The organism is Paractinoplanes bogorensis, from assembly GCF_018829635.1.
Lineage (GTDB): Bacteria > Actinomycetota > Actinomycetes > Mycobacteriales > Micromonosporaceae > Actinoplanes > Actinoplanes bogorensis.
Genome location: NZ_JAHKKG010000025.1, coordinates 1 through 23,704 on the forward strand (window position 1 = coordinate 1; position 23,704 = coordinate 23,704).

Annotated in this window: 22 protein-coding genes and 1 tRNA gene; 8 read left to right on the plus strand and 15 right to left on the minus strand. The window is 70.3% G+C overall.

Annotation, left to right across the window (positions count from 1 at the left end):
- Window positions 1-288: 288 nt before the first annotated feature.
- The 3 genes from KOI35_RS45985 to KOI35_RS45995 form a co-directional block, all read right to left on the minus strand.
- Window positions 289-362: transfer RNA gene (locus tag KOI35_RS45985), tRNA-Met, on the minus strand.
- A gap of 89 nt (window positions 363-451) precedes the next feature.
- Window positions 452-3,403 (minus strand): UPF0182 family membrane protein, encoded by a 2,952-nt coding sequence (locus tag KOI35_RS45990; protein WP_215796118.1) that lies wholly within the window; start codon window positions 3,401-3,403, stop codon window positions 452-454.
- 79 nt (window positions 3,404-3,482) lie between these two features.
- Complete coding sequence (locus KOI35_RS45995) at window positions 3,483-4,511, minus strand: YlbL family protein (protein ID WP_215796119.1); 1,029 nt, start codon at window positions 4,509-4,511, stop codon at window positions 3,483-3,485.
- Between the two features lie 90 nt (window positions 4,512-4,601).
- Between KOI35_RS45995 and KOI35_RS46000 the strand changes: the two genes are divergently transcribed.
- Window positions 4,602-5,864, plus strand: coding sequence for a zinc-dependent metalloprotease (locus KOI35_RS46000; protein ID WP_215796120.1), 1,263 nt, complete (start codon window positions 4,602-4,604; stop codon window positions 5,862-5,864).
- A complete protein-coding gene (locus tag KOI35_RS46005) occupies window positions 5,861-6,454 on the plus strand; it encodes a hypothetical protein (protein WP_215796121.1) in 594 nt (197 codons plus the stop codon). The genes KOI35_RS46000 and KOI35_RS46005 overlap by 4 nt, the downstream gene beginning before the upstream one ends.
- Window positions 6,455-6,477: 23 nt before the next feature.
- Here the strand turns inward: KOI35_RS46005 and KOI35_RS46010 are convergent, their stop codons facing one another.
- Window positions 6,478-7,011, minus strand: coding sequence for a M48 metallopeptidase family protein (locus tag KOI35_RS46010; RefSeq protein ID WP_215796122.1), 534 nt, complete (start codon window positions 7,009-7,011; stop codon window positions 6,478-6,480).
- A 460-nt stretch (window positions 7,012-7,471) separates the two neighbouring features.
- Here KOI35_RS46010 and KOI35_RS46015 point away from each other — a divergent pair, with 460 nt between their 5' ends.
- From KOI35_RS46015 to KOI35_RS46030, 4 genes are all read left to right on the plus strand, one after another.
- The gene (locus tag KOI35_RS46015; protein ID WP_164842208.1) at window positions 7,472-7,633 is read left to right on the plus strand and encodes a DUF5679 domain-containing protein; all 162 of its coding nucleotides are present in this window, start codon (window positions 7,472-7,474) and stop codon (window positions 7,631-7,633) included.
- Window positions 7,634-7,904: 271 nt separating this feature from the next.
- Entirely contained in the window at window positions 7,905-8,966 is a 1,062-nt protein-coding gene (locus KOI35_RS46020) for a ThiF family adenylyltransferase (protein ID WP_215796123.1), read from the plus strand.
- A 41-nt stretch (window positions 8,967-9,007) separates the two neighbouring features.
- Window positions 9,008-10,354 (plus strand): ABC1 kinase family protein, encoded by a 1,347-nt coding sequence (locus KOI35_RS46025; RefSeq protein ID WP_215796124.1) that lies wholly within the window; start codon window positions 9,008-9,010, stop codon window positions 10,352-10,354.
- Between the two features lie 22 nt (window positions 10,355-10,376).
- The gene (locus tag KOI35_RS46030) at window positions 10,377-11,654 is read left to right on the plus strand and encodes a M18 family aminopeptidase (protein ID WP_215796125.1); all 1,278 of its coding nucleotides are present in this window, start codon (window positions 10,377-10,379) and stop codon (window positions 11,652-11,654) included.
- Here the strand turns inward: KOI35_RS46030 and KOI35_RS46035 are convergent.
- Window positions 11,609-12,835: an MFS transporter gene (locus tag KOI35_RS46035; protein WP_215796126.1), complete on the minus strand. Its 1,227-nt coding sequence runs from the start codon at window positions 12,833-12,835 to the stop codon at window positions 11,609-11,611. The two genes, KOI35_RS46030 and KOI35_RS46035, sit on opposite strands and share 46 nt — an antisense overlap.
- Before the next feature lie 114 nt (window positions 12,836-12,949).
- Between KOI35_RS46035 and KOI35_RS46040 the strand changes: the two genes are divergently transcribed.
- On the plus strand, window positions 12,950-13,888 hold the full coding sequence (locus tag KOI35_RS46040; protein WP_215796127.1) for a LysR family transcriptional regulator: 939 nt from the start codon (window positions 12,950-12,952) through the stop codon (window positions 13,886-13,888).
- Window positions 13,889-14,158: 270 nt separating this feature from the next.
- On the opposite strand, the gene KOI35_RS46045 is transcribed toward KOI35_RS46040, so the two are convergent.
- The 3 genes from KOI35_RS46045 to KOI35_RS46055 form a co-directional block, all read right to left on the minus strand.
- Window positions 14,159-14,521: a WhiB family transcriptional regulator gene (locus tag KOI35_RS46045; protein ID WP_184955094.1), complete on the minus strand. Its 363-nt coding sequence runs from the start codon at window positions 14,519-14,521 to the stop codon at window positions 14,159-14,161.
- Between the two features lie 143 nt (window positions 14,522-14,664).
- Window positions 14,665-14,997, minus strand: a complete 333-nt coding sequence (locus KOI35_RS46050) for a hypothetical protein (RefSeq protein WP_215796128.1) — start codon at window positions 14,995-14,997, stop codon at window positions 14,665-14,667.
- Window positions 14,998-15,112: 115 nt separating this feature from the next.
- Complete coding sequence (locus KOI35_RS46055; protein ID WP_215796129.1) at window positions 15,113-17,245, minus strand: ATP-dependent DNA helicase UvrD2; 2,133 nt, start codon at window positions 17,243-17,245, stop codon at window positions 15,113-15,115.
- Between the two features lie 82 nt (window positions 17,246-17,327).
- Between KOI35_RS46055 and KOI35_RS46060 the strand changes: the two genes are divergently transcribed.
- On the plus strand, window positions 17,328-17,573 hold the full coding sequence (locus KOI35_RS46060; protein ID WP_215796130.1) for a mycoredoxin: 246 nt from the start codon (window positions 17,328-17,330) through the stop codon (window positions 17,571-17,573).
- On the opposite strand, the gene KOI35_RS46065 is transcribed toward KOI35_RS46060, so the two are convergent.
- From KOI35_RS46065 to KOI35_RS46095, 7 genes are all read right to left on the minus strand, one after another.
- Window positions 17,570-18,016 carry a hypothetical protein gene (locus KOI35_RS46065; RefSeq protein ID WP_215796131.1) on the minus strand — a complete coding sequence of 149 codons (447 nt, stop codon included), beginning with the start codon at window positions 18,014-18,016 and terminating at the stop codon, window positions 17,570-17,572. The two genes, KOI35_RS46060 and KOI35_RS46065, sit on opposite strands and share 4 nt — an antisense overlap.
- A complete protein-coding gene (locus KOI35_RS46070) occupies window positions 18,013-18,465 on the minus strand; it encodes a hypothetical protein (RefSeq protein ID WP_215796132.1) in 453 nt (150 codons plus the stop codon). Before KOI35_RS46070 ends, KOI35_RS46065 begins: the two co-directional genes overlap by 4 nt.
- Window positions 18,466-18,492: 27 nt before the next feature.
- Window positions 18,493-19,386, minus strand: a complete 894-nt coding sequence (locus KOI35_RS46075; RefSeq protein WP_215796133.1) for a phytanoyl-CoA dioxygenase family protein — start codon at window positions 19,384-19,386, stop codon at window positions 18,493-18,495.
- A 102-nt stretch (window positions 19,387-19,488) separates the two neighbouring features.
- On the minus strand, window positions 19,489-20,460 hold the full coding sequence (gene nudC, locus KOI35_RS46080; protein ID WP_215796134.1) for an NAD(+) diphosphatase: 972 nt from the start codon (window positions 20,458-20,460) through the stop codon (window positions 19,489-19,491).
- Window positions 20,457-21,776, minus strand: coding sequence for a M16 family metallopeptidase (locus tag KOI35_RS46085; RefSeq protein WP_215796135.1), 1,320 nt, complete (start codon window positions 21,774-21,776; stop codon window positions 20,457-20,459). The genes nudC and KOI35_RS46085 overlap by 4 nt, the downstream gene beginning before the upstream one ends.
- Window positions 21,773-23,080 carry a M16 family metallopeptidase gene (locus KOI35_RS46090; protein ID WP_215796136.1) on the minus strand — a complete coding sequence of 436 codons (1,308 nt, stop codon included), beginning with the start codon at window positions 23,078-23,080 and terminating at the stop codon, window positions 21,773-21,775. The genes KOI35_RS46085 and KOI35_RS46090 overlap by 4 nt, the downstream gene beginning before the upstream one ends.
- Before the next feature lie 25 nt (window positions 23,081-23,105).
- On the minus strand, window positions 23,106-23,627 hold the full coding sequence (locus tag KOI35_RS46095) for a hypothetical protein (RefSeq protein WP_215796137.1): 522 nt from the start codon (window positions 23,625-23,627) through the stop codon (window positions 23,106-23,108).
- Between the last annotated feature and the right edge of the window lie 77 nt (window positions 23,628-23,704).

Genomic DNA, 23,704 nt, shown 5'->3' on the forward strand with positions numbered 1-23,704 from the left:
TCGGTCGCGACGAAGTCGCCAACCCCAACCGCGACGCCAGTCGCAGGACCCAGACCTGTCGGTCGCGACGAAGTCGCCAACCCCAACCGCGACGCCAGTCGCAGGACCCAGACCTGTCGGTCGCGACAAAGTCGCCAACCCCGACCGCGACGCCAGTCGCAGGACCAACCCGCCACCGACCCACCAGCCGCAGGCACCGGAACGTGGGGTCTGGGGGCTCGGCCCCCAGGCAGAAATGCGAAAAGTCCCCGGTCCGCGCACTCGGCGGACAGGGGACTCCCGGACTTGTAGCGGGGACAGGATTTGAACCTGCGACCTCTGGGTTATGAGCCCAGCGAGCTACCGAGCTGCTCCACCCCGCGTCGGCTCGTTAACACTAGCGCAACCCTGCCGTTGGCTGCAAAACGGCCCCTGGTGACCCGCGACACCGCGGGTCACCAGGGGTTTGCTGTCAGCCGCTGGGTGTGGGGGTGGGTGCGGCCGAACCGGACGGGGTGGCCGAGGCGTTGGGCGCCGGCGTGCCGTTGGCGGCCTTCTGGGCGTTCTGGAAGTTGTTCATTGCCGTGTCCAGCTCGGACAGCGCCTTGCCGTAGGCGGCGAAGTCGCCGGACTGCTGGGCCGACTTGACGTTGGCGATGGCCGTGTCGAGCGCGGCCGCGGCCTGGGCCAGTTCGCCGGTCAGGTTGGCCGGTGGCGGGTTGTCGGTGTTGCCGGGCGGGTTGTTGGTGTTCCCGGTGTTGTTGTTGCCGCTCTGTGCCGCCTTGCCCTGCTGGACGAGCTGTTGCAGACCGTCCTGCAGGTTGTTGGCCAGCACGACGTAGGTGCCGCCGTCGCCGTACGACATCAGGATCTTCTGCAGCTGTGGGGCCGCGTTTTCCTGGTTGCCGGGTTTGACGTAGACCGGCTCCACATAGAGCACGCCGCCCTCGACCGGCAGGGTCAGCAGGTTGCCGTAGAGCACCTGGGACTGCGAGTTGTTCGACAGCAGGGTGATCTCTTGTCGCACCGACGCGTTCGCGGTCATCTTCTGATGGACCTGGACCGGGCCTGGTGTGACCGTCTGGTCGGGTAGTTCGAGGACCTGGATCACGGGTTTGTTGTCGACGTAGGAGCCCGAGATCAGCGCGGCCAGGTTTTCGCGGTTGGCCGGTGTGACGCCGGCCGTCAGCTGGAACCGGGTCTGTTCCTGTTCGGGCATCTGCACGTTGAGGTAGAACGGCGGCTGCTTCTGGTTGCTGGACGGCGCGTCGGGCGCGTTGGGCACCTGCCAGAAGTCCTGGCCCGAGAAGAACGCCTGCGGGTCGGTCACGTGGAACCGGGTGAGCAGGTTGCGCTGCACCTTGAACAGGTCTTGCGGGTAGCGGAAGTGCGCCGCCAGCGAGGCCGGGGTCTCCGCCTTCGGGATGATCAGGTCACCGCCGAAGGCCTTGTTCCAGGCCTTGAGCACCGGGTCGTTGTCGTCGAACTCGTAGAGCTTGACGGTGCCGTCGTATGCGTCGACGGTCGCCTTGACCGAGTTGCGCATGTAGTTGACGTCGTCACGGGCCAGCGCGAACTGGCCCTGGCCGGTGAGCTCGTCCTGCGTCTCGGTGGCCAGGTTGATCTTTTGCGCGTACGGATACGTCGCCGACGTCGTGTAGCCGTCGAGGATCCACACGATCCGGCCGTCGACGGCAGCCGGATAGGGGTCGCCGTCGATCGTCAGGAACGGCGCGACCTTGGCCACCCGCTCGCGCGGCTCACGGATGTACATGAGCTTGGAGTCGGCGTTGACCGCGTCGGAGAGCACGAAGTTGCTCTCGGTGTTCTTGATCGCGAAGACGAGCCGGCGGAAGAACGAGCCGATCGAGACGCCACCCGAACCGGTGTAGGTGTAGAGCTCCTCAGCGTTGTTGTTGTCTTCCTGCGGGCGGTCGAACTCGACTCGGCGGTCTTTGTTCTCCTGGCCGACGATCGCGTATTCGGTCGACTGCTCGCCGTAGTAGATGCGCGGCTGCTCGACCTTGATCTCTTCGGTGGCCGAGGAGCAGCCGGTCGGGCGGTCGTCGCCCAGGAACCCGGAGACGAAGCAGGGCAGACCACCGCTGAACCGGTTGGCCGGGGCCGCCACCAGGCCGTAGCCGTGGGTGTAGACGGTGTGCCGGTTGAGCCAGTTGCGCTGCTGGGTGGTGAGCTTGTCGTCGTTGATCTCGCGGACGCCGACCACGTAGTCGCCGGTCTTGTTGTCGACCGTGTAGCGGTCGACGTCGAGCTTGGCGCCGAAGTCGTAGAAGCCGCGGGACTGCTGCGACTGGGTGAACGCCTGCGAGACGAGCTGCGGGTCGATCAGGCGGGCATTTTGCGCGCTGGTGTTGGCGGTCAGGGTGCTGGGTGGCACCACGGTGTTGGCCCGGTAGGGGGCAACCTCGGTGTTCTCCAGCCCGAAGGCCTGCCTGGTCGCGTCGATCGAGCGCTGGATGTACGGCGCTTCCTTCTCGCTCAGGCTGGGCTTGACCGAGAAGTTCTGCACCGCGAGCGGGTAGATGCCGCCGATCGCCACGGCCGAGATGGCCAGCAGGGCGAGCGAGACACCGGGCCATACCAGGTTTCGCATGCCCGCGTTGGAGAACACGATGATCGCGATGGCCACGACGATCGAGATGTAGGCGAGGATCTCCTTGGCCGGCATCAACGCGTTGACGTCGGTGTAGCCCGCGCCGTAGAGCCCCGGTGACACGTGCTGCTCGAGCAGCAGGGCCCGCCGGTCGAGCACGTAGGCCACCGCCTTGAGCAGCACGAAGAGCGCGACCAGGGAGGTCAGGTGAGCGCGGGCGCCGGTGGTCATCCGGTCGCCGACGCCCTGCAGGCGGACGCCGCCGAAGATGTAGTGCATGGCGAGCGAGCCGAGCACCGAGAGCACCACGACGGTGAAGGCGACGCCGAGCACGTAGCGCAGCATCGGGTAGTCGAAGATGTACCACCCGACGTCTACTTTGTGCTCCGGGTCCTGGACGCCGAAGCTGCCGCCGTTGCGGAACAGCATCCAGTCCTTCCACCGGCCCTGGGCGGACAGCCCGGCGAAGAAGCCGATGATCACCGTGAGCACGGCGATCCAGGTGCCGAGGCGCGGCGCCAGGATCATCCGGTAGCGCTCGAGGGTGGCCTGCTCGGCCGAGTGCGGACGAAGAAGGGGGCGCAGCCGGTAGGCCAGATAGAGGTTACCGGCGATGATCAGCGCGACCGCGAGGCCGATGACCAGGAAGAGAAGGAGTCGGGTGAGCAGAACACCGGAGAAGACGCTGGTGAAGTCGACCTCGTTGAACCACAGGTAATCGGTGTACGCGTCGATGCCCCACCCGAGCAGCGTGAAAAGAAGGAAGACCCCGACCAGGACGCCGACGGTGACGCGACCGCGCCGGCTCATCCTCGGTAGAGGGCTGTTACGCATAACCAACGGAGGCTCCACAATTCAGTCGGGCCGGTGTCTCACCGTACGTCATCTGTCACGCAGCCGAGCACGGCTTGGGGGTGCCACCACCGGTGAAGGTCTTGAGCGCGGTGAGCGCGTCGTCCACGGTGGCCACCTCGGCCATCGGAAGGCCGTCGACGGCGTTCCGAAGGGCCTCGGCGCAGTTGTCCTTGGGCACGAGGAAGAGTTGAGCGCCGGCTTTCTTGGCGCCGACGAGTTTCTGCGGGATGCCGCCGATCGGGCCGACGTTGCCGTCGTTGTCGATCGTGCCGGTGCCCGCGATTATCTTGCCGCCGGTGAGGTCCTCCGGCTCCAGCTTGTCCATGATCCCGAGGGTGAACATGAGACCGGCGCTCGGACCGCCGATCTTGTCGAGGTCGATCGACACCTTGAACGGGGCGTCCTGCTTGGTGCCGATCTCGATGCCCAGCCGCGGGGTGTTGTCGTCGGCCGAGGCCTTGGTGGTGACCTTGGCCGTGGCCGCCTTGCCGCCCCGCGTGTAGGAGATGGTCAGCGCCGTGCCGGCCGGCTTGGCGCGGACCAGTTCGGTCAGTTTCCCCGGGCTGTCGACCTTGGTGCCGTCGACCGCCGTGAGCACGTCGCCGGCCCGCAGGATGCCGGTCGCGGCGCCGCCCTCGGTGACCTTTTTGACCACGGTGAGCACCGGGTAGCCGAGTTTGGTCAGCGCGACCGTGACCGCGCTGTTCTGCGACTCGGTCCACTCCTCGGCGTTCTGCTGCTCGACCTGCTTCTCGGTGCGGTCGGGCGGATAGATCAGCTCGCGCGGCACGACCGCGTCGGACGAGCTGAACCAGCTGCTGATCGCCCAGACCAGCTCCACCTGCGACTGCACGTTGACCGTGGTCAGGCGTAGCTGCCCCTTCGACGTGGTGGTCTTCTCGCCCGTCACCTGGATCACCTCGGCCCCGTTGTCCGACCCGAGCGTGTTCACGGTCGGGCCGGGCTTGAGCACGACGTAGGGCAGGGGTGCGGCCATCACACCGACGGCCAGCAGGGCGGTGATCAGGGCGCCGAGGATTACGGTGACACCACGACGTCTCATGCGCGTGAGACTATCGCCCCTCCCTGAGTTCTCTCTGAGCTGACACCGCCATCGGTCCGGAGCGGGCTTTTCGCGCGTACGGTTGACCACGTGCCTGATATCCCGTTCGGCTTCAGCCTGCCGGGCGCCCAGCCGCCCGACCCCTCCGACCCGCAGCAGCTGCAGCAGTTCATGGCGCAGTTGCAGCAGATGTTCTCCGGCCCCGGCGACGGCCCGGTGAACTGGGACATGGCGCGGCAGGTGGCGGCAAGCCAGCTGTCCGCCGCCGGCGATCCCGCGGTGAACATGTTCGAGCGTCACCAGGTGGAAGAGTCGTTGCGGCTCGCAGACCTGTGGCTCGACCCGGCCTCGGCGCTGCCCAGCGGCATCCGCACGGCCGCCGCCTGGAACCGCAACGAGTGGATCTACAACACGCTCGACGTCTGGAAGAAGCTGTGCGACCCGATCGCCGGCCGCATGATGGGCGCCATGGGCGACCTCGTGCCGGACGAGGCGAAGTCCCAGCTCGGCCCGATGCAGTCGATGATGTCGACGCTCGGCGGGGCGCTGTTCGGCGGCCAGCTCGGTCAGGCCCTGGGCCAGCTCGCGGCCGAGGTGCTCTCGGCGGGCGACATCGGTCTGCCGCTCGGCCCCAGTGGCACCGCCGCTCTCGTGCCGGCCAACATCAAGGCGTACGGGGAAGGCCTGGAAATCCCTGAGGACCAGGTCCGCCTGTACGTTGCCTTGCGCGAGGCGGCCCACCAACGGCTCTTCGGGCACGTGCCCTGGCTGCGCGCGCACGTGCTGAGCGCTGTCGAGACGTACGCGAACGGCATCACGGTGAATCGTGAGGCCATCGAAGAGGCGATGAGCCGCGTCGACCCCGCCGACCCGGAGTCGATGCAGGCCATGGCGCTCGAGGGCATCTTCACGCCGGAAGACACGCCGCAGCAGAAGCAGAGCCTGGCCCGCCTCGAGACGGCGCTCGCGCTGATCGAGGGCTGGGTCGGTCACGTGGTCGACAACGCGGCCGGTGACCGGCTGCCTTCGGTGGTGCAGCTGGGCGAGGCGTTCCGGCGCCGGCGCGCGGCCGGCGGCCCGGCCGAGCAGACGTTCGCGGCGCTGGTCGGCCTCGAGCTGCGGCCCCGGCGGCTGCGCGAGGCGGGCGCGCTGTGGGCGGCGGTCACCGAGAAGCGCGGCGTGCAGGGTCGCGACGCCCTGTGGGGTCACCCCGACCTGCTGCCGACCGACGACGACTTCGCCAACCCGCAGGTGTTCGCCGAGGGCAGCGCCGACTGGGACATCAGCGAGCTCGACAACCTGGGCCCGGGCCAGAGCGAGGGCACGGACGCCGGCGAAGACAAGGACAAGTGAGAAGGCTCGTAGCGGCACTGCTGGTGCCGGTGGTGTGGAGCCCGCCCGGGACAGATCTGGTCACGTGGCGGGCCGCACTGGCCGAAGACGTGGTCGACCTGCTGGCCCGGCTGGCCCAGGCCGAGGCGGCCATCGCGGCCACCAGTGACGATCTCAAGCTGGCGGACGAGATCGCCTGGCCCGGCATGCGCATCTACGAGGTGCCCACGGCGACGTATCGACCGGTGCTCGAGGCGGCCGCGGCCGACGGGTTCGAGCAGGCCGCGGTGATCGCGGCCGACGCTCCCGACCTACCCGGGATGATCCTGGGCAAGCTGCTGCGGCCGCTGGAGAGCAAGGCGGTCGCGGTGGCCCCGGGCGGACCCGGCAACGGGCTGCTGGGCCTGGCCACGAGCCTGCCGGCGCCCGCGTGGCTGGCCGATCACGATCTCGACTCGGCCAGCGCCCAGGTGATCCGACGGGATGCCCCGCGGCCGGGTGACGTCTCGTCGACGCCCGAGTGGCGGCGACTGCGCGGGCCGGCCGAGCTGAGCACCCTGGACCCGGCCCTGGAGGGCTGGGAGAACACGAGAGCACTACTGGGTGGGTGATCACAGCCGGCGAACAAGGCTGATCAGTCGTCGGCGAGCACCAGTCCGGTCGCGGCCGAGATGCCCTCGAGGTAGCCCCGGGCCCGTTCGGCCTTGCCGAAGCGGTTGACCAGCTCCCAGAAGTCGGCGTTGTGGCTGGGCACGACCAGGTGCGACAGCTCGTGCAGCAGCACGTAGTCGATCACCCAGTCGGGCATCTCCTGGATCCGGTGCGAGATGCGGATCGTGCCGTCGTCGGGCGTGCAGGAGCCCCAGCGCCCGTTCTGGTTGGTCACCCAGCGCACGCTGGCCGGCTGCACCTGGTCGGCGTAGTCGGGCAGGTAGCGGCTGGTGAGGCGCCGGGCCCGGGCCAGCAGCTCGTCGTCGGTGCGCTGAACGCGCTCCTCACGGGCGGCCAGACGGGCCAGCATCCGCTCGACCCACTCGGTCTCTTCGGCCCGGGAGAACCGGTCGGGAATGAGCACGACCACGCGCTCACCGTCACGGTATGCGGACACTGTGCGTCGCCGGCGCTGGCTGCGCCGCACTTCCACGACAGGCTTGCGCGTCCGGGCCATTACCGGCTCGCGCGGCCCAGATTCGGGTTCACGTTGAGACGCTAATCCGTGAGACCCATGTCACCGCAAGGGTACGCACGATGACACGTGCCAGATATGGGCGCTTCGCCCCGGTAAGACCGAAAAAATTTTCCATCGCTGCAACATCGACAACCCAGCTCACCACGCGGACTCGTCGGCAACGCGCTCAACGTCCCTTTTCGCCTACTTTGATGGCAACATCCGGCGTGTTGCGACGCAATCTCCCAAAAAGGGCGATTCGGACGGGCACACTCAGCGTCGTCGGTGACACCGCCGACGTCGAGCTGACATGGAACAGGCTTGACCTGGGTAGTGACCGCCCCGACGGGTGGCCACATCCGCGTGGTCGGAGCGGTCCCAGCGGCTGACACAGGTCGCGGCCTGCCCACCGCGAGCAGGCATAGGGCCGATCCGGCCGACAATACGACGAGGAGGAACCGTGGCCGACAACACGTACAACGGCTACTGCGTGAAGTGCAAGGAGAAGCGCGACTTCCAGGGAACCGTCGAGGTCTCCAAGACGGGCATGAACATGGCCAAGGGCAAGTGCCCGGTCTGCGGTACGACGGTCAACCGCATCCTGGGCAAGGCCAAGGTCTGACGACGGACGGCCCGCAGGCTCTGCCCCACTAGGCCAACATCGAGCCTGCGACAAGGCCGTTCACCCACCCGGGGAGGGCAGTTCGCCCTCCCCGGTGCATTACTCCCGCACAACGCATCCGGATGGTTGTCCACACGTTGAGTGAGGTTGTGGATAACCCTCAGCGCCTGTGGATAACTTGCCCGGGCCTGTGGACAAACCGTGTCACGGGCCGTCGGGGCCTGTGGACAACTGATTCGCTCCGCATCGCTGTGGTGACATCCTGTGATGCGTGAACCGCCCCACCCTCATCCCCGGCATCCCCCGCGTCTGGCGTAACCGCCATGAGTTGCAGCTGGGCTCCGACCCCGCTTGCGCGGTGGTGCTGCGCCTGCCCGATCCGCGCGCGGCCCGGGTGCTCGACCTGCTCGACGGCAGCCGGCCCGAACGGGTGGTGATGCTCGAGGCCGTGCAGGAGGGCGTTCCACCTGACGACGCGCGAGCCGTTCTCGACGCTCTGGACGCGGCCGGGCTGACCGTGCCCGCCGCGGCGCTACTGCCCCCGACCCGCTCGGCCGGCCGGCTGACCGGCGAGGCCGCCGTGCTCGCGCTGCGCGGCAGCACCTCCCGCACCCCCGCGTCCCGGTTGCGCCGCCGCCAGGCCGCCCGGGTCGTGATCAGCGGGCGCGGCCGGCTCGGCGCCCCGATCGCGGTGGCGCTGGCCGAGGCGGGCGTCGGCCACATCCATCCCGATCTGCCCGGACGGGTGCAGCGCAGCGAACTCGCAGGCGGCCCGCTCCGCGCCTCCGACCTGGGCAAACCCCGCGGTGCGGCGGTCATCGAGGCGCTCCGGCGCTCCGTCGAGGGGATCGAGACCCAGGCCGTACGCGGTCAGCCCGCCACCCTGGTCGTGCAGCTCGACCCCGACCGTCCGGTCACGCTGGTGTCCGCGGCCCACGCCAGTCGTCGCCAGCCACACCTGGCCGTGACCATCCGCGACGGTGCCGCGGTGATCGGCCCCCTGGTCCCGGCCACCGGCGGCCCCTGCCTGGGCTGCCTCGACCTGCACCGCCGCGACCGTGACTCGGCCTGGCCGGGTCTGCCGCCGCACACCGCCCCCGAGCCGTGCACCGTGGCCACCCTGCTGGCGGCGACCGCCCTGGCCGTCGAAGAGGTGCTGACCTTCATCGACGACGGCGACCCGATGACCGCGGGCGCCTCGATCGAGTTGACCACCGCGTCCCGCCAGCGCCGCCGCACGTGGCCGCAGCACCCCGAATGCGACTGCGCCCGGCTCCGCCGACGGGCCAAAGGTCTGCGGACTTTTCCGTCCGAGTCCGGGCAAGCCGGGTAAGGCGGGCCGTTCTTCGTCCCGGAGTCGGTCACAATGATCTGGTGAGCGACATTCCGCGGCGTGCGGCGGCCCGCACGGCCAAGCTGGCGGCGTTGCCGCTGGGGTTCGCGGGGCGCACCGCACTGGGCCTCGGCAAGCGCGCCGTGGGGATGGCGTCCGACGTCATCTCGGCGGACATCCAGCAGCGCACCGCCGAGCAGCTGTTCAGCGTCCTGGGCCAGCTCAAGGGCGGCGCCATGAAGTTCGGGCAGGCGCTCAGCGTCTTCGAGGCCGCGATGCCCGAAGAGATGGCCGGGCCCTACCGGCAGGCGCTGACCAAGCTGCAGGAGGCGGCGCCCCCGATGCCGGTGGCCAGCCTGCACAAAGCGCTGGCCGAGCAGCTCGGGGAGGATTGGCGCTCGCTGTTCGCCGAGTTCGACGACAGCCCGGCCGCCGCGGCCAGCATCGGCCAGGTGCACCGCGCCACGTGGAAGCTCAAGCCGGCCCGCAGGAACGCCAGGCCGAAGACGATCGCCGTCGCGGTCAAGGTGCAATATCCGGGCGCCGGTGACGCGCTGCTGGCCGACCTCAAGCAGCTGTCCCGCCTGGCCCACATGTTCAAGATCATCCAGCCCGGGATGGACATCAAACCGCTGCTGGCCGAGCTCAAGGATCGGATCACCGAGGAACTCGACTACGCGATGGAGGCGGAGACGCATAGCGCCTTCGCCGAGGCGTACGCGAACGATCCGGAGATCTTCGTCCCCCGCGTGATCACCTCGGCGCCGCGGGTGCTGGTCACCGAGTGGGTCGACGGCACGCCGCTGGCCCAGGTGATCGCCGACGGCACGGTCGAGGAACGCGACGAGGCCGGACGCCTGATGGCGACGCTGCACTTCTCGGCGCCGGCCCGGGCCGGTCTGCTGCACGCCGACCCGCACCCGGGCAACTTCCGCATGCTGCCGGACGGGCGCCTCGGTGTGATCGACTTCGGCGCGGTGGCCCGGCTGCCCGGCGGGCACCCCGAGGCGATCGGCCGGCTGGTGCGCCTGGCCCTCGACGACGACGCCCAGGGCGTGGCCGACGGGCTGCGCGAAGAGGGCTTCATCAAACCGGACGACGAGATCGACGCGCGGGCGGTGCTCGACTTCCTGCGCCCGATGATCGAGCCGGTCGCGGTCGACCAGTTCCGCTTCACCCGGGCCTGGCTGCGCGCCGAGGCGACCCGGCTGAGCAGCCCGAGGTCACCGGCCTACCAGCTGAGCCGCAAGCTCAATCTGCCGCCGTCCTACCTGCTGATCCACCGGGTGACGCTGGGGTCGATCGGCGTGCTGTGCCAGCTCGAGGCCGAGGCGCCTTATCGGGCGATCCTGGAGAAGTGGCTGCCGGGCTTCGCGCCGGTGTCCTGAGCCGTCATGATTCGATGGCGGCATGGATGCGACTGCCCACATCGATGATCTGGCCGCTTTCGTCTCGGCGTCGCCGAGCTCCTATCACGCGGCCGCCGAGGTGGCGCGTCGGCTGACCGGGGCGGGCTACCAGACGCTCGACGAGACGGCCGACTGGACCGAGGCCGTACGCCCGGGCGCCCGCCTGCTGATCGTGCGGGACGGCTCGGTCATCGCCGTCGCTGTGCCTTCCACAGCCGGCCGGGGCACCCCGTTCCGGATCCTCGGCGCGCACACCGACTCGCCCGGCTTCAAGCTCAAGCCGAAGCCGACGACCGTCGCGTTCGGCTGGTGGCAGGCCGGGGTCGAGGTGTACGGCGGACCGGTCGTGCCGTCCTGGTTCGACCGCGAGCTCGAGTTCGCGGGGCGGGTCGTGCACCGCGACGGCACCACGCACCTGGTCCGCACCGGTCCGTTCGCGCGCATCCCGCACCTGGCGATCCACCTCGACCGTGGGGTCAACGACTCCTTCGCCCCGGACAAGCAGCGCGAGCTCCAGCCGATCTGGGGCGCCGGCGACACCGCGGGCGCCGATGTCGTCGGGCATCTGGCCGGACTGGCCGGCATCCCGGCCGACGACCTGGCCGGCTACGACGTGATCACCGTCGACTCGGCCGCCCCGGCCCGGTTCGGGGCGGGCGCGAACCTGTTCGCCTCGGCCCGGCTCGACAACCTGTCGTCGGTGCACGCCGGTGTGGTGGCCCTGCTCGGTGTGGAGAACGGTGACGCCATCGCGGTGCTGGCCGCCTTCGACCACGAGGAGATCGGGTCGGAGAGCCGCTCCGGGGCGGCCGGCCCGTTCCTGGCCGACGTGCTCGAGCGGGTCACGGCCGGGCTCGGCGGCGACCGGTCCGACCTGGCCCGGGCCGTCGCGGGCTCGTGGTGCCTGTCGTCCGACGCCGGTCACGCCGTGCACCCCAACCGCTCGGAGAAGCACGACCCGGTCAACCGCCCGGTGGCCGGGGCCGGCCCGCTGTTGAAGATCAATGCGAATCAGCGCTACATGACCGACGGGGTCGGCGCGGCCCTGTGGGCCCGCACGTGCGCGGCGGCCGGAGTGCCCTACCAGGAATTCGTGTCGAACAACTCGGTGCCGTGCGGGTCGACGATCGGGCCGATCACCGCCGCCAGGATCGGCATTCCGACCCTGGACGTGGGCACGCCGCTGCTCTCGATGCACTCGGCCCGCGAGATGTGCCACGTCGACGACCCGGCCTATCTGAGCAGCGCCATCGGGGTGTTCCTGTCCGCCGGGGCGTGATCGCGGCGCGGCAGCAGGAACGGGGTGGCCAGGAGCAGCAGACCGGCGATCGCGAGCGCGGTGCGCAGGCTGGTGAGGGTGGCGAGCAGGCCCCACAGCGCGGTCAGGGCGGCGACGGTGACGCTGCTGGTGACCGACCAGGCCGACAACGTACGGGCGACGCGGTCGGACGGGGTCCGGTCGAGGCGATAGGTGGCGAACACCGGGTTGAACACGCCCACGCAGGCGACCAGCCCGAACTGGACGGCGATGACGAGGACGAGTCCGGCCGGGCCGGGACCGACGAGGACGAGTCCGAGCGGCCAGCAGGCACGCAACGCACCGGCGGTGAGCAGGATCCGGTGTTGCCCGAACCGGGCGGCGAGAGGCCGAGCCAGCCGTGAGCCGATCAGCCCGCCCAGGCACGGGAGACCGAACGCGAGGCCGTACTGCCAGGGCGCGAACCCGAGCCGGCCGAGCATGAGCACGGCCAGCACCGGCGCGGTGGCCAGGATCAGGCCGTTGACCAGGACCGTGTTGAGGAACAGGGGCCGCAGCGCCGGGTGGGCCAGGATGAAGCGCCATCCGTCGAGCAGATCGCCGGCCTTCAGCCGTACGCCCTCGGTCCGCTCGGGACGCGGCTCCGGTCCCCCGATCGCCCGGATGCTCAGCGCCGAGAGCAGGAAGCTGACCGAGTCGACGGCCACGGTCACCACCGGGCCGAACAACCCGATCGCGGCGTTGCCGAGCGGTGGCCCGACCACGGTGGCGGTCCAGGTGGTCGCCTCGAACCGGCCGTTGGCGGCGAGCAGATCGGCCCGCGGGACCAGGGTCTTGAGGTAGGCGCCGCCGGCCGCCTTGAAGGTGATGTCGGACGCCGCGGCAATCACCGATACAACCACGAGTTGTGCAAAGGTCAACCAGCCGAGTGCGTAGGCGACCGGGACGCTCATCAGCGCGGCGCACCGAACGAGGTCCGTCGCGATCATCACCGGCCGCTTGCGGCGAAAGTCCACCCACGGGCCGAGCGGCACCGCGAGAACCGCCCCGATGGCCAGGCCGGCCGCCGACAGCAGCGACACCTCGACCGGGCCGGCGTGCAGCACCAGGATCGCGATCAGCGGAAACGCGCCGAATCCGAGCCACGTGCCGAACGTGCTCACCGTGTACGCCGTCCAGAGCCACCGGAACTGTCGCCCCACCGATCATCACCACCCCGTGTCGGCTCAGATCCCATCAGGCGGTGGAGCCGGTGAGCAAACAACCGCCACGCCGACCGTCAACAACTCCCGGTTGTGACGGTAGGGTCGGTCGGCATGGACTTCGACGCCGTACGCACCTTCGTGGCCGTCGCCGAGGCGGGCCAGTTCCAGGACGCCGCCGCCGAACTGTCGGTCACCCAGCAGGCCGTCTCCAAACGCGTCGCCGCGCTGGAGCGCAGCCTCGACGTCCGGCTGTTCACCCGCACCCCGCGCGGGGCCGAACTCACCCTGGACGGTCAGGCGTTCCTGCCCCATGCCCGCGAACTGCTCCGTGCGGCCGACCGGGCGATCGCCGCGGTGCGCCCCGGCCGCCGTTCGCTGCGGGTCGACGTGATCGCCTCGCGCATCGCCCCGACCGACCTGGTCCGGGGCTTCCACCAGGCCCATCCCGAGATCGCGCTCGACGTGCTGAAACTGTTCGACGTCGGTACGGCCGTCGCCGCTCTGCGGTCCGGGGCGATCGACGCTTCCTTCCGGGCCGTCGCCATGCCCGGCCCGGCCGTTCCCGAAGACATCGAGACGCTCCGGGTGCTCGACGAGCCGCTCCAACTGCTCACCGGTCCGGCCCATGCGCTGGCCTCGGCCCGGTCGGTGACGATGGCCCAGCTCGCCGGGCACCGCATCTGGATGCCCGGACTCGCTCCCGGCACCGAGTGGACCGCCTACTACGACGCCCTGGCCGCCGAGTTCCGGCTCACCATCGAAGCGACCGGCCCCAACCTCGGGGCCGACGCGCTGCTCGACACCGTCGCCGACACGCCGGCGCTGGCCACCTTCATCGGGGCGCGCACCCGCCTCGTCTGGCCCGTCGGCCACGGCCTGCGCCGCATCCCGGTGAGTGACCCCACGCCGGTCTATCCGCACTCGCTCCTCTGGCACCGTGACAATCGTCACCCGGCCCTGGCCGCCCTCCGCGATCACCTGGCGGCGTCGGCGGACGGCCACGACCACCCCGGGACCTGGGTGCCGAGCTGGGCGCGCGGACAAGCGTGAAGCCCGTCCGCATACCGCGGACGGGCTTCACGAATTCAGATCTTCAGTTGTCGCGGGGATCAGAAACGCCGGCCACCGAGTTCGCGCGAGGCGGTGTGACGTGCCTCGATGGCGATCTGGCGTGCGGGTCGGTGTGCCTCAGGTGTGTAGTCACTCTGAGGCCGACGCGTTCGAGCCCGGGATAACGCTTCTTGGAGGATTCTCATCTTGGTTTCTCCGTTCGAGGCCATCGCGAAGGTCTGCTTCCGGTTGTCGGTGAGGTTGGTCATGTCAGGCCGCCAGTCGGACGGCGTTGCGGGAGTCGAGTCCGTTCGCGGCGAGCCGCTCCTCGACCTCATGGGCCAGCTCGGCGTCACGCGCCACATCGACCTTCCGAGGACGGCCACGCGGCCGCTTGCGCGGAACCACGGCACCACGCTCGAAGATCTCGCCACCCCAGACACCCCAGGGCTCGTTCCGCTCGACCGCGCCGGCCAGGCACTCGACGCGCAGCGGGCAGTCCCCGCAGAGCGACTTGGCCAGTTCCAGCTGGGCCGGGGAGTCCGAGAACCAGAGGTCCGGGTCGAACTTCCGACAGGGCAGGTTTGCCTCGATCTCGACGCTCACGTCGAGTGGGGCCAGCGCCAGACTCATAAAGCCCGGTCACCTCTCTCTTCTCATCGATCTCTTGGATCGCCGTTCCGGATCGTGCACCGGCGGGTGAGCCGGCAAAAAATTAAGGCCGCGGATCCCGGTTACGGGTTCCGCGGCCTCGAGGTGAGCCGGAGGTCTGTTGATCAGACCGGCCTTCCTCGAGGCGGGACACCGCTGCCATCCGTGTAGCGCTTGGCGGAGACATTGATGCCCTTGAACCCAGTGCTGCCCTTGACCTGCAGAAGCTCCAGCGCGCCACCCAGCTCGGCCCGGGCGGAGACCTGGTGCACCTGCGAAGCCGGAGCCCGCTCGGCCGCCAGCACCGGCACCGTGATCGGCGCAGTGGTGGCTTCGAACGGAGCCCGCTCGACGGTCGCCGGCGCCCACACGGGAGCGGCGATCAGCGAGGCGGACGGAGCGCAGGCACGGGTCAGCGGCATCGACGCTTTGGTCAAGCTCATCGTGTAGATCTCCATCGGTGCCACCTCCTCCATTTGCGTTGCGCTCGTAGTTGCCTCGGCCCGCCGAACATCCCTGCTCGGCGAGGTGTGAACTGAGGCTATGCCTGCCCTACAGGAGGGCGCAAACGAATTATCCAAAGTTTTTTTGAGCGACTTCGGAAGCGCTTGCTCCGGCCACCAACGCGAACACGGATTCGCCGTACTGACCCAGCTTGCGGGGCCCGATCCCGGCGATCGCGAGCAGCTCGGCGGGCGACGACGGGCGGCGCTCGGCCATGGCCACCAGCGTGGCGTCGGTGAAGACCACGTACGCAGGAACTTTGAGCTCGGCCGCGGTGGCCGCCCGCCACACCTGGAGTCGCTCGAACAGCTCTTCGTCGAGGTCGGACGGGCAGGTCGGGCAGCGGCCCAGTTTGCGGTCGGCGCCGGCCAGCAGGGTGGCCCCGCAGATCCGGCACGAGGACACCTGCGGACGCCTTCGGTCGGGTTTCCGACTCCGGTCGCCGGCGCGCTCGGTCGACGACGTCCGCTCGAGCTGGGGCAGGAACCGGCACGGGCGGCGAGCCCGGCCGCCCGGCGAGCGGGATTGACCGTACGAGAGCCAGAGCCACTGCCGCGCCCGGGTGACCCCGACGTAGAGCAGGCGGCGCTCCTCCTCGAGCTGGTCGGGCGTCTTGGCGTAGGTCGTCGGCAGCGTGCCGTCGGCCAGCCCGACCAGGAAGACCGCCTCCCATTCCAGCCCCTTGGCCGAATGCAGCGAGGCCAGGGTGACGCCGGAGACGGTCGGGGCGTGCTGCTGCTCGGCCCGGCGGGCGAGTTCGTCGTTGAATGCGGTGAGCGTCACATCGCGCTGCACGGCACCGGCCTGCCCGATCGGTTCGAGGGCGGGCGCCCGCGCGTAGTCCTCGGCCAGCGCGACCAGCGCGGCCAGCGCCTCCCACTGCTCGCGGGCCGAGCCGCCGGGCGGGGGCTGCTCGCGCTGCCAGCCGGTCGCCGCGAGCGCCTCGACCACGGCCTGCACCAGCGGGGTCTCGCCGGGCGTGGACCGGACGGCGGCCCGCAACGCGATCATCGCCTGGCGGATCTCGGGCCGCTCGAAGAAGCGCTCGGCCCCGCGGACCACGTAGGGCACCTCGGCCTCGGCCAGTGCCTTTTCGTACGCCTCGGACTGCGCGTTCGTCCGGAACAGCACCGCCAGCTCACTGGCCGGCGTGCCGGACGCGATCAGGTCGCGGCACCGGCGGGCCACCGCGACCGCCTCGCCCGCCTCGTCCGGAAAAATCTTGAGCTCGGGCTCGGCCCCGGGCGGCCGCTGCCCGACCAGCTCGAGCCGCAGCCGGGCCTCGCTGCCCCGGGCCTGCCGGATCACCGCGTTGGCCAGGCCGACCACCTGTGGGGTGGAGCGGTAGTCGCGGACCAGCCGGACCACCACGGCCTCGCGGCGCTGCCGGGGGAAGTCGATCAGGTAGGCCGAGGTGGCGCCGGTGAACGAATAGATGGTCTGGCTGGCGTCGCCGACCACGGTCAGGTCGTCCCGCCCGCCCAGCCAGGCGTCGAGCAGCCGCTGCTGGAGCGGGTTGACGTCCTGGTATTCGTCGACCACGAAGTGGCGGTACTGCGAGCGGATCTGCTCGGCGACGTCGGGGTGCTCCTCGATGCCCCAGACCGCGGCGCGCAGCATGTCTTCGAAGTCGATCACGCCTTGGCGGCGCTTGAGCGACTCGTAGGCGGCGAAGACCTCGGCCACCTTGGCCGGCTCGAACGGCGGCTCGCGCAGCGCCTTCTTGGCCGCGACGGCGTATTCCGACGGTTCGACCAGCGACGACTTGGCCCACTCGATCTCGCTGGCCAGGTCGCGGGCGCCGGTGCGGTCGGCGCGTACCCCGGCCCGAGTGGCGGCCAGGCCGACCATCCGGGCCTTGCTCTCCAGCAGCTCGGGCATGGCCCGGCCCTCGAGCAGCCGGGGGGCGAAGTAGCGCACCTGACGCAGCGCGGCGGCGTGGAACGTGCGCGCCTGCACTCCGGCCGCGCCCAGCTCGGTGAGCCGGGTGCGCATCTCGGCCGCGGCCCGGGCGGTGAAGGTGACCGCGAGGATGTGCCGGGGGCTCACCTCACCGGTCAGCGTCCGGTAGGCGATCCGGTGGGTGATCGCCCGGGTCTTGCCGGTGCCGGCGCCGGCCAGGATGCAGACCGGGCCGGCGGGGGCGGTCACCGCCGTCCGCTGATCCGGGTCGAGCCCGGCCAGCACCGCATCAGTCCGCACAACAGGGAATCATGGCACCCGGGTCCGACGTTGTGCCGGAAGGCGCACTGCCATGTGACCCAGCCGAAGGGATTCCCGACCGATGTTGACCATGTACTCGACGTCCTGGTGCGGCTACTGCCACCGCCTCAAGTCGCAGCTCGATCGCGAGGGCATCGCCTATGAGGTGGTGGACATCGAGCAGCTCCCGGACGCGGCCGAGTTCGTGATGAGCGTCAACGGCGGCAACCAGACCGTGCCGACGCTGAAGTTCGACGACGGGTCGGCGCTGACCAACCCGTCCATCGTTCAGGTGAAGGAGCGGCTCGCGGCGCTGGCCGCCAGCTAGCCCCCGGTCTCGGCGATCCGGTCCACGGCGAGCTCCTCGGCCTCCACCACCAGGCCTTCGAGCTCGCCGTCGGTCAATGCCAGCTCGTCGACCAGACGGGCGAAGAGCAATAAATGCGCTCCCGTACGCACGGAGTCGTCGATCTCGTCGACCGGTACGTCCTCGCCCAGCGCCGCCCGGATCAGCATCTCGACCGTGAGCGGCGGCAGCACGACCGCCGAGTGCAGCTGCAGGGTCGCCGACACGGTGCGCCGGATCTCGGCCAGCGGGCTGTCCGGCTCGAACCGTCGACGGGCCGCGAGTCCGAAAGCGATCTCCCACACGTGGCGCGTGGCGGACGTCGGCGACTCGCTGCGCGCCGGGGCGTCCTCGTAGGCGACACGCTGCAGATAGCGGCCGGCGGCGGTGTGGATGCCGTGCACCGGCGAGAAGATCGGGCTCATAGCGACGGCCGGTCGAAGCGGGTGACCCGCCATTCCGCCTGATGCACGAGCGCGACCAGTTCGGCCGTGGGCACACCGGGCGGCCGGACCAGGTCGCCCACCACGAGGCAGATGACCTCGGAGCGGCGCCGTTCGGGGATGGTGCCGGTCAGCTCGGGCTCGCCGAGCGCGGCCCGGATCACGGCCTCGGTCTCGCGGGCCAGCTCGCCGCCGGTCGGCAACGACTCGTACTCGAGCAGATCGCGGACGTACGCCGTCACGTCGCGCGGATCGCGGCCCACGAAGCTGCGGCGCACGGCGACCGTGAAGAGTTCCCGCAGGAGCCGGCCGGCCCGCGGTGAATCGGTGAGACGTGCCAGCGACCGCGCCGGGCGCTCCTCCCCCAGAGCCTCGAGGAGAAGCCGGCCCGCCGCGGTCGCCGTCTTGTCTATTGTCCCGGTTTGCCCCACATATGCAGGATATCGGGATGTCGGGTGTTACGGGATGAGAGCCGGGATGCTGGAGTCGAGCAGGCCCCGCTCCTTGAGCGCGCCATAGAGCGGCGTCGTCTCGGGGTAGTGGCCCCAGGCGTGGTCGCCGCTGCCGTCGCCCTGCGGGCAGTGGCCCAGCAGCTGCTTCTGCACGTCGTTGAAGCCGGCCCACTCCGGGGTGTTCGGCAGGTCGGCGACCTCGTCGCGGCCGGCGATCCAGCGGAACGTGTAGCCGAAGAAGGCACCCACACGGGTGACGTCGGAGTAGTTGTCGGAGCGCGCGTGCCAGAGGCGGCGGTCGAAGACGACCAGGTCACCCGGGTTCGCGGTGATCTGCAGCGCGCCCTCGGGCTGCGGCCACGGGGTGCCCCGGGTCGGCGGGCCGGGCAGCCAGTTGGTCTTGTGGCTGCCGGGCAGCACGGTGAAGTTGCCCCGGCCGGTCTCGCTCACGTCGGACAGCCAGTAGGCCAGCTTGACCGACAACGTCGGGCGCGGGTCGGTCTCGATCTCCCGGTTCTGGCGGCCACCGTCCTGGTGCCAGTGCCACCATTCCTTCTGCTGCTCGTGGATCTGCGGGTGCACGTCGATGTGGGAGTGGTAGACGTGCACGTTCCAGCCGAGCAGCGACCAGATGTAGCGGAACGCCACCGGGTGGTCGAGCAGGAAGGCCAGCTCGGGCAGGGACGTCACCGCGGAGAGCTGGTGCAGCGCACCGGTCGAACCGAGCCCGTGCCCGCCGGGTTGCCCCGCTCGCTCGAAAGCGCCGAGAACCGCGTTGCGCGCGATCTCGATCTCACTGGGGGACAGCACCCCGCGCACCACGAGGAACCCGTCCCGGTCGAACTGGGCCCGCTCGTCGGCGGTCATCGGGGCCCATGCGGGTGCTTGCACCTGCGTCATCGATCTTCCACCTCTCGGTCTTTGTAAACCGAGACGCGGCAGAGGGCCGATCTGGTTACTCGCCGAGCCGAAAATCTCTCTGATTTGATCAACTTGAATCCGTTACCCGGCCAAACCGCCCAACCAGCGCTCAATCAGATAGAAAGCAATGGAGGCGGGCATCGGTAGTCCCATCGGGACACCTGTGCCGGGATGGTGGTAATCCCCCACGATCATCTTGGCGATGTCGTCGCGGGTGAACCAGTGCGCCTCGTCGATCTCGGCCGGGTCGAGGCGCATCGGCTGGGCCGGGTCGGCCGTGGCGTGGAAGCCGAGCATGAGCGAGCCCGGGAACGGCCACGACTGGCTGCCGGAATATCGCAGCGAGGTGAGGGTGAGCCCGACCTCTTCGCCGACCTCGCGGGCGACGCAGGCCTCGGCCGACTCGCCCGGCTCGACGTAACCGGCCAGGCACGAGAAGCGGGTGCCACCGTCGGCCGCGCGACCCCAGGCCGAGTTGTGGCCGAGCAGGCAGCGGCCCTCGGGACCGGCGACGCCGTCGTGGACCAGCACGATCATGGCCGGGTCGGTGCGCGGCCACATCAGGTTGCCCTCGGTGTCCTTACGCGCCCAGCCCGCCTCGACCGAGGTGGTGGGCAGGCCGGTGCGCGGCGAGAACTTGTGGCTGGCGTGCCAGTTGGCCAGGGCCACGGCCGTGGTGAAGACACCGGCGTCGCGGGCGTCGAGCAGGTGCCCGATGTCGCGCAGGGTCACCCCCTCGGCGCCGTCGATCTCGGGCAGCGGCGCGTCGACGGCCCACAGCGGGGTGCCGTCGAGGTCGACCCCGAGGAACCAGCGCTCGGCCTCGGGTGCCTCGGCCGCGGGCAGCAGGACGAGCCGGCCGTCGTCGGCCAGGGTACGGCCGCCTTTGCTCAGGTCGACGACGACGACCTGGCCGCGACCCCAGGCCGCGGCCAGCCACTCGTCGTCGGTGCGGTGCTCGGCGGCCCGGTCGAGGGTGCTGCGCGCCAGGGGTGGCGCGTCGACCTGCGCGCCCGGTTGTTCCCGGACGTCAGGCTCCTCGGGGGCGCTCACTCCGCGCTTCGTTCCACCGCGGTGAGCGCGGACAACGGGCCCTGCACCTTTTCGGCGTCGCCGAGCACGACCGTGACCGCCCGGGTCGGGGCGAGGAAGCGGGCGGCCGCGTCGGCCACCTGCTCGCGCGTCACCGTGGCCAGCGCGGCCGAGTACTGCGGAAGGTGGTCGAGACGCAGGCCGAAGTTCGCGTACATGCTGGCCAGGCTGGCCAGGCCGCCCTGGGTCGACATGCCCAGCCGCAGCGTGCCCAGGGCGTAGCGGCGGGCCTGTTCCAGCTCGTCCTCGGCCGGCGGCAGGCTGGCGATGCGGCCCAGCTCGTACAGGGTCTCGAGCAGGGACGGGCCGGTCACCTCGGTCGCGACCTCGGCCGAGACCGTCAGGGTCGAGCCGGCCAGGTAGTGCTCGATCGCGGTGTGCGGGCCGTAGGTGTAGCCCTTGTCCTCGCGCATGTTCTCGACCCAGCGCGACGAGAAGTAGCCGCCGAAGATCAGGTTGGCGATCTGCAGGGCGGCGTAGTCGGGGTCGGTGCGCTCGACGGCGGGCAGAGCCATGCGCAGCGACGACTGCACCGCGCCGGGCCGGTCGACCAGCAGCAGGGCGCCGGGTTCGAGCGGCGGGGTGGGCGGCATCTCGACGGTCTTGGCCGGGCCGGTCCAGCTGCCCAGGGCCTTCTCGGCCGCGTCGATCGCCTTCTCCGGGTTGAGATCGCCGACCAGCACCAGCACGGCACCCTCGGGGCGGACCCGCTCGGCGTGCAGGGTGCGCAGCTGGGCCGGACGCACCGCGCGCACCTGCTCGGGCTCGGGCGTCTGCACCGCGTAGGGGTGCTTGCCGAACATCCGCTTGAGCAGGGCCGTGCGGGCCAGGTGGGACGGCTGGGTCAGCGCCACCTGGATGTGGTCGACCAGCCGGTCGCGCTCGGTCGCCACCTCTTCGTTGGGGTAGGCGGGGTCGGTGAGCACCGCGGCCAGGATCTCGAGCATGCGGTCGAGCCCCGAGGCCAGCGAGTTGCCGCTGACGACCAGCCGGTCGGGGTCGAGCCCGGCCGACAGTCCGCCACCGACCGCCTGCAGCTCGGCCGCGATGTCGATGCTCGACATGGTGCCGGTGCCGGTGAACAGCGCCTGGGGCAGCAGAGTGGCCCGGGCCAGCGGGGCCTTGCCGAACGGCACCCGCAGGCGCAGCTCGACCAGCGGCACCGAGGTCCGCCGGATGGCGATCACGGTGAGGCCACCGGCCAGCGTGCGCTCGGCCTGCTTGGGGAGCTTGAGCTTCGCGTCCGGAATCAGGTCGGGCAGGGTCTTGGTGCTCATGCGGCAGCTCCGGGGATGACCTCGACGGTGGCGCGCCGCTCGGGGCGCAGGGTGGCGGCCGCGGCGACGATCTGCGCCTCGGTGACCTCGCCGACCAGCTTGGGCAGCTCGTTGAGCATCTCGGGACGGCCGCGCTGGAGCTCGAGCACCGCCATCGGCAGAGCCCGCCCGAGCACCGCGTCGGTGTCGCGCAGCAGGTGGGTGGCGATGCGGGCCTGGACCCGCTCGAGCTCGCCCGGCTTCAGCCCGTCGGCGGCCAGGCGGTCCATCTCCTCGTCGACCGTGCGGAGCACCTTTTCGGCGTCGCCACCGGGCGGCATGTGCGCCTGCAGCAGCATCGCGGTCGGGTTGCGGACCTGGAACTCGTCGCCCATGAAGCCGATGTAGCCGCCGATGCTGGTGACCGTGCGGTCGCGCTGCACCAGACGCTCGACCAGGCGGGACGCGTCGCCGTCGGTCAGCACCTCGGCCAGCACGACGAAGGGCAGGTAGTTCTCGAAGTCGCCGATCGGGTCGGGCACCCGCCACGCGCTGGCCACGCCGGGCAGCGGGGCGAGCTTGTCGGTGTAGACGTCGCGCTTCTCGCTCGTCAGGTCGGGCTCGTGGAAGTCGGGCAGCGCGGGGGCCGGGCGGGCCGGGACGTCGCCGAAGTGGCGGTGGATCATCTCGGTCGCCGTGGCCACGTCGAAGTCACCGGCCACGGCCAGGGTCGCGTTGCCGCAGGCGTAGTAGCGGTCGAAGAACGCCTGGGCGTCTTCCACCGTCGCGCTGTCGAGATCGCCGAACGAGCCGTAACCGTCGTGCGCGTTGGGGAACGTCGAGAACATCACCGGAGGCAACCGCAGCCACGGGAAACCCCCGTACGGACGGTTGAGGACGTTGACCCTGATCTCTTCCTTGACCACGTCGATCTGGTTGAGCAGGTTTTCCTCGGTCAGGCGCGGCCCGCGCATGCGGTCGGCCTCGAGGAACAGCGCCCGCTCGAGGGCGCCCGACGGCAGCACCTCGAAGTAGTCGGTGTAGTCGAGGTGGGTCGAGCCGTTGAAGGTGCCGCCGGCGCCCTGCACGTGCCGGAAGTGGGCGAGCTTCTCCAGGTTTTCCGAGCCCTGGAACATGAGGTGCTCGAAGAGGTGGGCGAAGCCGGTGCGGCCCTCGGGCTCGGACCGGATGCCCACGTCATAGACGACGGCGACCCCGACGACCGGGGCGCTGCGATCGGGGGTGAGCACCACCCGCAATCCGTTGGCCAGGGTGAATCGCTCCACCGGGTACTTCGTCGCGGGGATCTTGATTCTGCGCGCCACAAAATGACATTAGCGCCTTTGCAGGTCAGCGTCGCGACTGCAGGTCACCACGCGGCCACCCGGAGACGTCGATCTGCGGGTTGAGCTTGACCAACTGCCCGAGCACGTCGTTGCGGGCAGCCGGAAAACGCAAGCGGCCGCGGGAGACGTACGGGGTCCCGGTCGCTCTCGCCACCACGTCGGGCAGCAGGCCGGTGAGGATGAGCACCACCCCGGCCACACCGAACACCCCGAACAGGCCGCCGGGCACATCGAGCGATCCGAAGCGGCCCCAGAGGAGCAGCACGTCGGCCACCACGAAAAGCAGGATGATCGTGGGCGCCACCCCGTACCCGAAGATCTTGCGAAGCCGGGTCACCCGCGCGATGCCGCCCTCGGCGCTCTCCCCCAGCGGCACCTCGACGGCGGCCGTCGACCAGGGCAGGCGCGGCAGCGGTACGGCGATCGGGCGACGCGGACCGGTGCCGCTGAGCGGCTCCTTGGGCCAGCGCAGACCGTCGAGCTCATGCAGGCCGACGTGCACGGATGTCGTCTTCTCGTTCCCCACGGCGCGCAGGGTACCCCGGACGAGTCCTCCCGCATCGCGGATCGGCCTTGACGGCAATCCCCACTTAGACCATCATT

Bases quoted from the DNA above. Each gene is read 5' to 3' on its own strand.
- KOI35_RS45990 (WP_215796118.1), bottom strand. From the start codon at position 3,403: ATGAGCCGGCGCGGTCGCGTCACCGTCGGCGTCCTGGTCGGGGTCTTC.
- KOI35_RS45995 (WP_215796119.1), bottom strand. From the start codon at position 4,511: ATGAGACGTCGTGGTGTCACCGTAATCCTCGGCGCCCTGATCACCGCC.
- KOI35_RS46010 (WP_215796122.1), bottom strand. From the start codon at position 7,011: ATGGCCCGGACGCGCAAGCCTGTCGTGGAAGTGCGGCGCAGCCAGCGC.
- KOI35_RS46030 (WP_215796125.1), top strand. From the start codon at position 10,377: ATGGATGCGACTGCCCACATCGATGATCTGGCCGCTTTCGTCTCGGCG.
- KOI35_RS46040 (WP_215796127.1), top strand. From the start codon at position 12,950: ATGGACTTCGACGCCGTACGCACCTTCGTGGCCGTCGCCGAGGCGGGC.
- KOI35_RS46045 (WP_184955094.1), bottom strand. From the start codon at position 14,521: ATGAGTCTGGCGCTGGCCCCACTCGACGTGAGCGTCGAGATCGAGGCA.
- KOI35_RS46050 (WP_215796128.1), bottom strand. From the start codon at position 14,997: ATGGAGATCTACACGATGAGCTTGACCAAAGCGTCGATGCCGCTGACC.
- KOI35_RS46060 (WP_215796130.1), top strand. From the start codon at position 17,328: ATGTTGACCATGTACTCGACGTCCTGGTGCGGCTACTGCCACCGCCTC.
- KOI35_RS46065 (WP_215796131.1), bottom strand. From the start codon at position 18,016: ATGAGCCCGATCTTCTCGCCGGTGCACGGCATCCACACCGCCGCCGGC.
- KOI35_RS46075 (WP_215796133.1), bottom strand. From the start codon at position 19,386: ATGACGCAGGTGCAAGCACCCGCATGGGCCCCGATGACCGCCGACGAG.
- KOI35_RS46085 (WP_215796135.1), bottom strand. From the start codon at position 21,776: ATGAGCACCAAGACCCTGCCCGACCTGATTCCGGACGCGAAGCTCAAG.